The organism is Heyndrickxia acidicola, assembly GCF_001636425.1.
Lineage (GTDB): Bacteria > Bacillota > Bacilli > Bacillales > Bacillaceae_C > Bacillus_AE > Bacillus_AE acidicola.
Genome location: NZ_KV440953.1, coordinates 1,432,160 through 1,443,876, shown reverse-complemented (window position 1 = coordinate 1,443,876; position 11,717 = coordinate 1,432,160). Strand labels below are relative to the sequence as shown.

Sequence of the window (11,717 nt, the reverse complement as noted above, 5' to 3'; positions counted from 1 at the left end):
TGCACCATTTTGGGCAGCCTCTTTTCATTGATTTAAGGTTGAAGATATCGTTATCTTTTCAATATTTACACGCCCAGAAAAAAAAGTGGCTCCGCCTCCCATATCTGCAATCCGATCTGGAGTCAATTCATTCACAAGCTGGCGTGTTCCTGGCTGGTCGGACCAAAGGCCCTGGCTGACAAGCACTCCTTGAAGGACATCCTCACCAACAGAAGCTTTAAGGACACATTCTCCCCGTTTATTCCAAACTCTCACATAATCTCCGTCCATGATGCCTTCTTTACGTGCATCGTCCTTATTAATGAATACACGCGGCTGTTTTTCCAATGTCCTATGTTTTTTGTTATTTGAAAAAGTGGAATTGAGAAAATGATGATTCGGACCAGGTACAAATTGATAGAAAAAGTCTTCTTCAAATACCAAAGGAATATATGTAGGAAGAGGTGGCAATCCGTCTTGCAGCATGGTTTCCGAGTACAATTCAATCTTACCGCTTGGTGTAGGAAGCCTGCCTGGAAATAATGGCTTTCTGTCTGCTTTTAAATATTGATGGTTCAGCAATTCAGTATAGCCGTAGCCTGAAATGGCAGGGTTATTGGGATTATTCATTGCTTGTTCAATCATATCACTGTCTGTATCTTTTAAAGACTGATGTTCAAATCCCATGTAATTTGCTAATAGCCTGAATACCTCTGAGTTGGATTTTGACTCTCCAAATGGTTGAATAACCGGCTGCTGCAACTGAGCATAATGATGCCAGTAGGATGTGTATAGATCAGTTGTTTCAAAAGAAGACGTTGCTGGAAGGACAATATCAGCATAGTCTGCTGTCTCAGTAATAAAAAGATCATGAACCACTGTAAAAAGATCTTCCCGCAGCAGTCCTTTTTTTACTTTATTTAATTCAGGTGCTACCACAGCGGGATTACTATTGTATACATAAAGGGAATGAATGGGAGGATTCGCTTCAAGCAGAGCGTTTCCGAGCAGATTCATGTTGATGGTTCGTGTCTTTTTATTTTCAAGCAAGTCCGGTCTTTCTAATGAAGTAGAATTCAGAGCAAGAAAGGCAGAATTTCCTTTTAACGCACCTCCGCCTTTATAAAGCCACTGTCCTGTAATGGCAGGGAGACAGGCAATGGTCCGAATACACATTCCGCCATTATCATGATGCTGTAATCCATTTCCTATCCTTATAAAAGAAGGGGCCGTTTTTCCATACATACGCGCAAGTTTATAAATGTCTTCAACCGGAATACCAGTTATTGCAGATACTCTTTTGGGAGTATATTTCTTAACATGTTCTCTTAATTCTTCGTATCCAATCGTAAATTCACCTAAAAACTCCTCGTTGGCTAAATCCTCTGAAAAAAGAATATTCATTAGACCCAGTGCAAGAGCAGCGTCAGTTCCGGGAAGGATGGGGATAAACCAGTCAGCAAAGCGTCCGGTTTGATTTTTATGTACATCAATAACGATAATTTTTGCACCATTTTGACGTGCTTTCTGTGCGAGGGCAATCTGATGCATATTGGTGCTTACTGCATTTATGCCCCAAAAGATGAATAGTTTGGCTTCATCTGTATCTTCAGGATCTGTTCCGAGGCTCCCGCCCATTGTATATCGATATCCGACTGAGCCGGCAGAATTACAAATCGTCCGATCAAGCCGGCTTGCACCAAGATAATGGAAGAAACGGCGGTCCATTCCTTCAGAATTAACCCTTCCCATGTTACCGTAAAAACTGTATGGCAGGATGCTTTCGGGGCCATGTTTATCTAATAATTCCTTCCATTTTGAAGTAATAATATTCAGGGCCTCATCCCAGGAAATCCGGACAAATTTTTTCTCTCCTTTTGCTCCTGCCCGTTTAAGTGGATATGCCAGCCGCTTAGAATCATAAATCCTTTCTGTCATGTTTCTCACTTTGTTGCAAATATTCCCCTTAGTAACGGGATGGTTTGGATCTCCCTCCACTTTTATGATTTTACCCTCTTGCTTATGTATAAGAAGGCCGCATTGATCAGGGCAATCGAGGGAGCAGACAGAAGGAAAGACGCCATCCTGTTGATCGAGATAACTTTTCATAAGTGATGATCTCCTTTTTAAAAGTATTTAATAGAAGGCTCTGGTAAATTTCTGTTTGAATAAAATTGATATTTAATGAAATGCGCTTAATTGGGTTTTCTTATGGTTATTGAAAGAATTGTCTTGGGCGGAATAATAGTAAAAGATTTACTCAATTTATTTTGCACCAGTTGATTTTCTCTGGCGGTGGGAGCATCCTTGTTGCAAGTTCCTGTTGGGTCTCCTCGTAGCTCGTTTGTTTCATATCCCGTATCCAATCAGTCCCTGGAAATCTATCTTTAATAGAGGCAAAGATTAAAAGAATTATAACATATCTTAAATTTGAATTTCGGCAAAATGAAGAGAGAAAAAATGAAAAAAGTGTATTGTCATTTCTTGCGGAGACGGTCTTTATAGGTGAATAAAATATTTATCGGGGATATCGTTTCACCTTAAACAATGTGACCTCTAGTAAATTAAAGTTATTAACGCTTCTTCAATTAGTTTATCTGAAGCGGCTTTCTAAAAATAAGGGTAGATGGGGTCTGCGTTTGTATTGCCCGAAATTTCAAGAAATAGGGGTAAATAAACAACCAGAAGTAAAGAGAGGCACAAATAAGTGTAAGATTGCCCTCTGCTTTTTCTCTTTTTTTTACCGAGGCTCTTTTCGTAAAACTTTGTTTCTATTTAACACAAAAAAACAATGAAAATCACAGGCTCTGTAGTAAACCTGTGAATTGCTTACGAAAAGATGCCACCAAGAATCACTTTAAACGAATTTAATACTTTTTCGAAAAGCAACAATCTACGCGAAAACAGCCTTTATCTAAAAGTAAAAAGGGTGACTCCAATCGACTGCTCAATGCGGCCGATTGGAGTCACCCTTTTTATTCTGAATTTAAAATTTTTTAATGACGAAATTATTCTCCAGAAGTGTCCAATTTTGAGGGAAAGGATACCCTAATACCCAATAGCTGACTCCTTTTAGATTAAATTCTTTCACTAAATTGAGCTTAGCCTGGGCGCTTCGGGCATCTTCAAACCAAACCTCATGCTGCCTTCCCTGGTTGTCAGTATACCTAAAAAAAGGTGATTGGGAGGTTTGATTATATTGAATTGTCGCGTTATAACGGATAGCTCTTCGTAATGCTTCCTGCATATCGAAGGTTTCTGCCTCCTGTCCTTCTTTATGAGGGAGCAGCCAGTCTCTTGCATAAACCTGGAACCCGAGAAGAATTTTATTGCTTGGCACTACCGTCACAGCATACTCGATTACTTGTTTCATTAAGTTAAGCGGTGATATTGCTTGAGGGGGACCGAGACGGTAGCCCCATTCATAGGTCATAGGAATGACGAAATCAAGAATCCTCCCGTGAGCCTGGTAATCATGTGCTTCATATAAAAGCCCTTTTTGTTCTGAACTCGTTTTGGGTGCAAGAGAGGAGGAAACATTGTATCCCTCAGGGTGTAAACGCGTTACAGCTTTTTCTAAAAAACGATTGTAATTTTCTCGATCAGCTGGTGAGACATTTTCAAAATCAATGTTCAACCCTTTGTATCCTTTGTTTTTCATGGTTAAAAGTATATTGGTAAGCAATTGGTCCACAAGTCCATCATTTGAAAGAATCGTATGGGCAAGAGACGTGCCGGTTTCCGTAGCGGAAAAATTTGTGATGGCCATTATGGGCAGGACCCTACCATTCATTGCAGCTCGTATTGTCGGAACATCATCTAAAGGGTCAAGCGAGCCGTTTTTTCTTATCCGATATCCAAATGGAGCAACATATGTAAGATCATGAGCGACATCCTTTACTTCTCTCGCTCCAGCCTGACCAAAAACAGTTGTAAAAGCATTTACTTCAATGGTCTTTTTAAAAGGTGCAGGAATCCTTAAGGATTGGCCAACACGTATATTACCAGCATTTGCTATTGAATTTTCCTGCATAATTTCCTGAACACTTACACCGTATTTTTGAGCAATTAACGCAAGTGTATCTCCAGGCTTTACAGTATGGGTAATAATAGGAATCATAATCCTTTGTCCGGGATAGATAGAGGATGGATCCGTTAAATGATTTAATTGCAAAGTTTCATCCAAGCGGACGCCAAACATGCTTATAATGTTGGCAATCGTATCACCAGGCCTGACAGTATAGCGAATGAAGGGATATGGAATGATCAGTGCTTGCCCAATTACCAAGCGATTTGGATTTTCTAGACCGTTTGCTCTTACGAGTGAACCGGTACTTATGCTATATTGCTGGGCAATTGCAATTAAAGTCTCACCCTTTTTTACAACATGAATAATCAAATTTCTTCCCTCGCTTTCGCGGCAGTTTTATATATATGTATTCTTAAAAAACAATAAGATACCAATGGTCCTTGGTGGTACAAATGCTTTTGATCTGTATATGAGTCATTATTAAATTATTTAAAGCGGGCAGTTTTCAACATAGAAATTTACACAGTATAGTTTTAAAAAAATTCTTTGTGGAAAAAGGAATAAAACACCGAAGAAAAAATGAACTTTTACATACCATCATCCATACCTGCTAACAAATGAAATTCCATTTTTTTATAAACGAGGAGGAAAATGTATGAATACTATTGCGAATGATTTAATTATTCTTTTTGCTCTGATTTTTTTCATTCTATTCATCGGATTAGGTGCATTACTTTTCTATCTTTTTATAAAAGATGATCGACAAAAGCAGCATGCTGTTTTAAGGAATTTTCCTATACTGGGTAAGTTCAGATATATAGCGGAAAAGATCGGTCCTGAATTAAGGCAATATTTATATAACAATGACAATGAAGGAAAACCTTTTTCCCGAAAAGAATACGATGATATTGTTAAGGCCGGAAAGTATAACGAGAGACTTATTGGTTTTGGTTCTGAAAGGGATTTTGAGAAGGCGGGGTTCTATATTAAAAATACTTTATTTCCCAAACAGCGTGAGGAAATGAAGATTGACAACTCGAAAAAGATACCATCGCATGTTTATAAGCTTGATGGGGACAAACTTTTTAAAAGAAAAGAGCATGTCGAAGAAAAGCTGGTGGATCCCTACTACCTGAGAGATGAAGAGGCCATTATATTAGGCGAGTTTACATGCAAAAAGCCCTTTAAGGTTAAGGGGCTTGTGGGACAATCTGCTATGAGCTTTGGAGCGCTCGGAGACAAAGCTATTACGGCACTTTCAAAGGGGCTTGGGCTTGCAGGAGGGACGTGGATGAATACTGGGGAGGGTGGATTTTCGGACTACCATTTAGCGGGAAAACCGGACATTATAATGCAAATTGGACCGGGCATGTTTGGAGTAAGAAATTCAAATGGAGATTTCTCATTTGAAGAATTTAAAAAGAAAAGTGAGATAGAGGAAATAAAAGCTTTCGAATTAAAACTGGCCCAAGGGGCAAAAACACGCGGGGGGCATGTTGAGGCCTCAAAGGTAACGGAAGAAATTGCGCGAATCCGCCTGGTGGAACCAGGAAAGACAATAAACAGCCCTAACCGCTTTCATGAATTTGACGATGCTCCTTCCATGCTTCATTTTATTGACAACCTAAGAGAAGTTGGCGGAAAGCCTGTCGGAATCAAACTGGTGGTTGGAGATTTGGAGGCATTGGAAAACTTGATTGCCACTATGAAAAAAAGCGGGAAAGGTCCTGATTTCATTACCGTAGATGGAGGAGAAGGAGGAACAGGTGCTACCTTTCAGGAGCTTGCTGATTCTGTAGGTTTTCCTATTCGCACTGCACTCCCAATTGTTGATGAATTGCTTAAAAAATACGGAGTACGTGACAGGGTAAAACTAATTGCTTCTGGAAAACTGATTACCCCGGATAAGGTAGCAGTCGCACTTGCTATGGGAGCAGATCTTGTCAATATTGCCAGAGGATTTATGATTAGTGTGGGGTGTATTATGGCGCAGGTTTGCCATAACAATACCTGCCCTGTTGGAGTGGCTACGACTAATCATGACCTTCAAAAGGGTTTGGATATTGAAGAAAAGCATTATCGGGTGTGCAATTATGTCATTTCTCTGCGTGAAGGGCTGTTCAACATTGCTGCAGCAGCCGGCATAGATACTCCCGTTAAATTTGAGCGGAAACATATTGTGTATAAAGATGAATTTGGAAGGGTTTTTCCGGTAGATAATATTTTGCATACTCTGAAGAAAAGTCAGGAACAAATCACATGAAAGGTGCCTAAAACAAATAAATTTTGCTTTATTGCCATGTGCTCTCAATAATTATTTGGAAATATTCAGCAGGGTTAACTCTTATTTAAGGCATCAGGCTAGACAATGACAGAAAATTCCACATAGTATAAAAGTAAGCCGTCAGAATTTATCCTGCCGTAAATGAATCCTTTTCAACTCCATTTATCAAAATAGTCTGCCCCAAACAGGTAGGCTATTTTTAATGAACCAGAAAGAATAATTTTTTATCAAAGGCTCTTTCATAAACTTTGTTGTTATTTAACACAAAAAATAACGAATTTCACAGACTCTTTAGTAATGTTGTAAACCTGAAAAGATGCCACAAGACTCACTTTACTCAGAATTTAACACTTTTGCGAAAAGGAACAATCTATGCGAAAACAGCCTTATCAAATGAATTATTTAACCAATGATTCTGTCTGGCTCCAGCGCCCTATCGGCTAGCGAATTTCTGCATCCCCTCACTAAGATAAGTCACATCAGTGAGTGAAATACCTTGCTGTTTTCCTTTATCTCAGTCGCAGACTCTGAAATCCGTAAGCCGAAGATGGCTTTTGAAATAGTCGTTTCGCTTGGAAGCATTGCTGCATACATTAGAACAAACAGAGACAGGAGGTGTTTTTTCATGAGCGATGGCGTAGCAGGAGGATACGGCTCAGGTTTTGCCCTGATTGTCGTGTTATTCATTCTTTTAATCATTGTTGGAGCAGCATACGTTTACTAATAAAGGGAACATCCAAAAGGGGGTTACCGGATCATGTTTGGAGCAGGTTGTGGATACGGATGCGGCTATGGCTATGCACCTGCAGCTGGAGCTGGAGCAGGGAACGGATTTGTACTGATTGTCATTCTGTTTATCCTTCTCATCATCATTGGAGCTGCTTGGTGCTAAGAAAATAAGAAGAGGGTGACTCAAAAAGCGGGACTATGCCGCTGAATAGAGTCACCTTTTTTTACTACTGAATAAAAAAAGGGAAATAGGTAGGGAGTTTTTTCTATTTAGTTTTAGACTAGGCTGCCCTGAAAAATCACTTTATACGAGTTCAAAAAACTACCCAAACGACCTATGGGAGTCATTATTATAGATAGGGAAAAAAGAACATATTAGGGTGGCCTCTGAAAAAAATTAAGTTGATCATACACTTCTAATGATTAACGGAAGTGAACAGGCAGGACAAACAGCGGTATGCATATATGAGTATGACCCAATGTTCGTTTTTAATCCAGGTTGATTGAAGCGGAAACGCAAGACTCCTGCGGGATCAGAGGCCTTAGGGAGACCTCGCAGGAGCTTGTGACGAGGCTCCCGGCCACCCGCGGAAAGCGAGTGTCTGCAGCTCAAATCAACTAGCAGGAAAAAGATGCTGTTTCCAAGGTCTTCTGATATCATTGGACCTTTGGGACAGTCTCTTCATATTTCACAATGTAATTAAACAGTAAAAAGTTTGTGTGACTGTTCGTTTTTTATAAAGTCTCCTTAGAAATGTATTATAAGTTCAAGAAATCCGTTGTTTTTAACATGAAAATTTAACAAAGTTTAAGCAAATAAAATTACTGCTGGTTTTAAAGAAAAAAGTGTATGGAATAACTGAAAAGGGAAAACTTAATGATAAATAGGAACAATTTCCGCCATTAAAACAAGAAAGGTGGAAGTTTCATGCTATTTGCTATTATAAATTGGAGATTTTTTAACGTTAATGTGATATTATAGTTCAGGAAGGTCTTCTTAATCGGGAATGGTTTGCAGGGCAGGAAATACGGGCTGATATAGACCATCTTATTTTTGGGTGAATCTTTGTGTAAAGTTTCACAAACCCTTCTCCGAGTTGAAGGAAGTATATACCTAGAAATAACAGGATTTCCCTGTAATCCTAAAAAACTAAGCATAGCCGCTTATTGTAAAGGAGAATTGATATGTCAGAAACAACTCAACAAAATGCTGAACAGGTAAGATTATCTCCAAGCAAAGAACAGCTTGATGTGCTTGACCAGCTATTAAAACCAGAGGTGCAGGAATCATTAAATGCATTAGTCGATCAGCTTCCAAAATTAACAGAAATCGTCGGATTGCTTACAAAATCATATGATTTTGCTCAAGCTGTAGCAACAGATGATATCCTAAAAAGTGATACAGTAGGTGCAGTAAAAGAAATTGCAGAACCTGTAGTGGAAACTGTTAAAGGACTTGCTGCGACTGCGATTGAAGCTAAGGACCGTGCTGACGAAAGTAATGAAGTGATAGGTCTATTCGGACTTTTAAGAATGATAAAAGACCCGCAAGTTCAAAAGCTTTTCCGTTTTGCTAATGCCTTCTTGCAAATCAATGCGGAACGCCAAAACTTAAAATAGTTCTATTTACATTTAAAAGTAAGGACGGAGGAAATACTATGTCAAAACATATTGTTATTTTAGGCGCAGGGTATGGCGGCGTTTTAGCTGCTTTATCTGTCCGAAAATACTTAAACAAAGATGAAGCAAAGGTAACAGTGGTAAACCAATACCCAACTCATCAAATTATTACTGAATTGCACCGTTTGGCTGCTGGTAGCATTTCAGAAACAGCTATATCACTGCCTTTAACTAAGCTGTTTAAAGGAAAAGATATTGATCTTAAAATTGCTAAAGTGGAAAATTTTTCTGTAGACAAGAAAAATGTAAAGCTTTCTGACGGATCGAACTTAACGTATGATGCACTAGTTGTAGGTCTTGGAAGCGTAACTGCCTACTTTGGTATTCCTGGTCTTGAAGAAAACAGCATGGTGCTTAAATCTGCTGCTGATGCTGTTAAAATTCAAAAACATATTGAAAACCGTATTCGCGAATATGCTCAAACGAAAAATGAAGCTGATGCAACTATTCTTATCGGCGGCGGCGGTTTAACAGGTGTCGAACTTGTTGGTGAAATTGCAGACAAGCTTCCGGGTTTAACAAGGAAGTACGGTGTAGATGCTTCTGAAATTAAATTAATGCTTGTAGAAGCTGGCCCAAAAATCCTGCCAGTTCTTCCTGACGATCTTATTGAACGCGCTACGAAGAGTTTGGAAAATCGCGGTGTTAAATTCCTTACAGGCCTTCCTGTTACAAATGTTGAGGGGAATACTGTCGACTTAAAAGATGGACAAAAAATCATTACCAATACATTCGTGTGGACTGGCGGAGTTCAAGGTAATCCGTTAGTGGCTGAGTCTGGCCTGGAAGTAAACCGTGGACGCGCGACAGTAAATGAATTCCTTCAGTCTACATCTCATAACGATGTTTTTGTTGCAGGAGACAGCGCAGTTTACTTTGGAAGTGATGGACGTCCATTCCCTCCAACAGCTCAAATTGCATGGCAAATGGGAGAATTAATCGGTTATAACTTATATGCTTTCTTAGAAAGCAAAACACATGAAACATTCAGCCCAATTAATTCAGGTACATTGGCAAGCTTAGGACGTAAAGATGGGGTTGCTACAATCGGAGGCAATTCAATTCCTCTTAAAGGTATGCCTGCAACGTTGATGAAAGAAGCAAGTAATATTCGTTACTTAACGCATATTAAAGGATTGTTCAGCCTGGCTTATTAATATTTTTATAAATCAGATGAAAAAAGATCTTGCAGCTGCTGCAAGATCTTTTTATTTGGCGAAGAAAAAAACTATGGGGACATGATTTTGACAATAAAAATATTATGTAAACTTATATTTTTTAAAAAAAGCAACCGGAATAGGTTGCAAGAAAAAAGAAAAAGGGATAGTAGGCAAAATAAATGCCTATTGCTATCATAACATGGAATTTAACACTTTACTGTAGTAAAAGATAACTAATTTTATACTTCTAGTTTTTGTAATTGTTGTAAAAATGAACAAAAAAATGAGAGGAATTCGTAGTGTATTATTGCTAAATAATAGAAAAAATGGTATTTTAAGGATATATAAAGGGAAAGCAATCTGGTAATAAGATTCGTTTGAGCTCCAAGGAGTTAACAAAACCCTAAAACCTTTTATGCTGAAGGCACAGGGTTAAAAGGGAAGACTTTTTTTCCTTTCCTTGACGAATCAGGAACATGTTTTATTTTCCGATGGGACCGGGTATGTAAGTGAAAGAGTGTATTTTGGACTTAAAAAGGGTGGGATTAAAAAAACGGAAAAAATCAAAAAGGGGATGCAATGCACCCCCAAAAAAACTCATTAATTATAAGAAAGGCTAACTGATGTCTGATATACAGGATCATCGAGATTTAAAAGAAATTGAACTATATCCTCTGCAGCATGCTCATTAATAAAATTTTGCTGAGACTCAATAATGTTGTTCAGTTTCTCAGCATTATTTGCAAGCAGCTCTTCAATTGTCGGCTCGATGTCCTGTGTACTTTTGCAAATTATCCCAAGATTAAATTTTTCTGCAAAACCCGGGTTACCTTCCTCTTGGCCTGGAAGGGCTCCTGTAATAATAATAGGTGTATTACTCGCAAAAGCTTCAAACATGACATTTGGACTGCCTCTTGTAAAAGCAATATCAGAGCTGAACATAAGATCTTGGATATCTTTGGTAAAACCGTACACTTCGACCTTTTGACCGTATTTTCCCAATGCATTTTCAAGCTTCTTTTTCATTTTAACATTGCGTCCTGCCACAATTTTGACATTGCAGTCAAAATGGTCCAGAAGGTTTTCAGCGATATTTTTCATATTTCCTACACCTTCGCCGCCGCTCATAATCAGGCATTTTAAAGGCTTGCCTTCATTAGGTGTATATGTTTTTTTAGGATTAGCTGCTTTACGGTAAAAACGGGAACGTACAGGGAAGCCCAGTACTTTAATATTCTCACTTGGTACGCCATATTCAATGCATTTTTCCTTGGCTTCAACTGTAGGACTTATAATATAATCTGCCCGTTTATCTGCCCATAATGGATAAATGCTGACTAAATCGGCAATCAAAGTAACAAAGGGAATTTTTATTCCTTGTTTTTCCAGAATGTTTAGAATGGAACCGTTAAAGTTTGGATGCACAGATAAAATGATATCCGGTTTAAATTCCTCTAAAAGTTTTAGGAAATTATTTTTTATGACTGTTTCAATCATTTGATTCACTACTGCCGGTTTTAAAGAAGATAGATTCCAAACCAGCTTCCATAGTCCTTCAGCAGTCCTTGTAATAGGTCCATAAGATTTACCTACACTGAGGAGCACTTCGCCGCCCAGTGAAAATCCATCTACTACATGTATATTAACGTTATGGTCATCCACTTTCTCGCAAAGGGATTCTGTTATGCTTTTATGACCATGTCCTGTATTATCAGAGGAAATGATTAGGATGTTTTTGCTCATTAAACCATGCCTTTCTTAACTATGTATATTATAATTATATCAAATATAGTGATAAGATGGTAATTTTGTTCTAATTGGTTGGTTTTCAGGTTAAATTTGATTTATTTTTTAG

The 11,717-nt window shown here is 38.5% G+C and carries 8 protein-coding genes; 5 read left to right on the top strand and 3 right to left on the bottom strand.

The annotated features are described in order from the left end of the window. Positions 1-24: 24 nt before the first annotated feature. The gene (locus tag A5N88_RS06720; protein WP_066264309.1) at positions 25-2,088 is read right to left on the bottom strand and encodes a molybdopterin oxidoreductase family protein; all 2,064 of its coding nucleotides are present in this window, start codon (positions 2,086-2,088) and stop codon (positions 25-27) included. Between the two features lie 877 nt (positions 2,089-2,965). Further along, complete coding sequence (locus A5N88_RS06715; protein ID WP_066264307.1) at positions 2,966-4,378, bottom strand: LysM peptidoglycan-binding domain-containing protein; 1,413 nt, start codon at positions 4,376-4,378, stop codon at positions 2,966-2,968. Between the two features lie 286 nt (positions 4,379-4,664). On the opposite strand from A5N88_RS06715, the gene A5N88_RS06710 reads away from it, so the two are divergent. From A5N88_RS06710 to A5N88_RS06700, 5 genes are all read left to right on the top strand, one after another. Then, positions 4,665-6,272, top strand: coding sequence for an FMN-binding glutamate synthase family protein (locus tag A5N88_RS06710; protein WP_066264306.1), 1,608 nt, complete (start codon positions 4,665-4,667; stop codon positions 6,270-6,272). 646 nt (positions 6,273-6,918) lie between these two features. Further along, the gene (locus tag A5N88_RS24220) at positions 6,919-7,017 is read left to right on the top strand and encodes a YjcZ family sporulation protein (protein WP_083953071.1); all 99 of its coding nucleotides are present in this window, start codon (positions 6,919-6,921) and stop codon (positions 7,015-7,017) included. Between the two features lie 33 nt (positions 7,018-7,050). Next, on the top strand, positions 7,051-7,185 hold the full coding sequence (locus A5N88_RS24215; protein ID WP_083953070.1) for a YjcZ family sporulation protein: 135 nt from the start codon (positions 7,051-7,053) through the stop codon (positions 7,183-7,185). Positions 7,186-8,207: 1,022 nt separating this feature from the next. Beyond that, positions 8,208-8,642, top strand: coding sequence for a helical membrane plugin domain-containing protein (locus A5N88_RS06705; RefSeq protein ID WP_066264305.1), 435 nt, complete (start codon positions 8,208-8,210; stop codon positions 8,640-8,642). Positions 8,643-8,680: 38 nt separating this feature from the next. Next, positions 8,681-9,859 (top strand): NAD(P)/FAD-dependent oxidoreductase, encoded by a 1,179-nt coding sequence (locus tag A5N88_RS06700; RefSeq protein WP_066264304.1) that lies wholly within the window; start codon positions 8,681-8,683, stop codon positions 9,857-9,859. 603 nt (positions 9,860-10,462) lie between these two features. On the opposite strand, the gene A5N88_RS06695 is transcribed toward A5N88_RS06700, so the two are convergent. Then, positions 10,463-11,605: an MGDG synthase family glycosyltransferase gene (locus A5N88_RS06695; RefSeq protein ID WP_066264303.1), complete on the bottom strand. Its 1,143-nt coding sequence runs from the start codon at positions 11,603-11,605 to the stop codon at positions 10,463-10,465. Between the last annotated feature and the right edge of the window lie 112 nt (positions 11,606-11,717).

Coding starts and splice junctions, on each gene's coding strand:
- A5N88_RS06720 (WP_066264309.1), bottom strand. CDS start 2,088: ATGAAAAGTTATCTCGATCAACAGGATGGCGTCTTTCCTTCTGTCTGC.
- A5N88_RS06710 (WP_066264306.1), top strand. CDS start 4,665: ATGAATACTATTGCGAATGATTTAATTATTCTTTTTGCTCTGATTTTT.
- A5N88_RS24220 (WP_083953071.1), top strand. CDS start 6,919: ATGAGCGATGGCGTAGCAGGAGGATACGGCTCAGGTTTTGCCCTGATT.
- A5N88_RS24215 (WP_083953070.1), top strand. CDS start 7,051: ATGTTTGGAGCAGGTTGTGGATACGGATGCGGCTATGGCTATGCACCT.
- A5N88_RS06705 (WP_066264305.1), top strand. CDS start 8,208: ATGTCAGAAACAACTCAACAAAATGCTGAACAGGTAAGATTATCTCCA.
- A5N88_RS06700 (WP_066264304.1), top strand. CDS start 8,681: ATGTCAAAACATATTGTTATTTTAGGCGCAGGGTATGGCGGCGTTTTA.
- A5N88_RS06695 (WP_066264303.1), bottom strand. CDS start 11,605: ATGAGCAAAAACATCCTAATCATTTCCTCTGATAATACAGGACATGGT.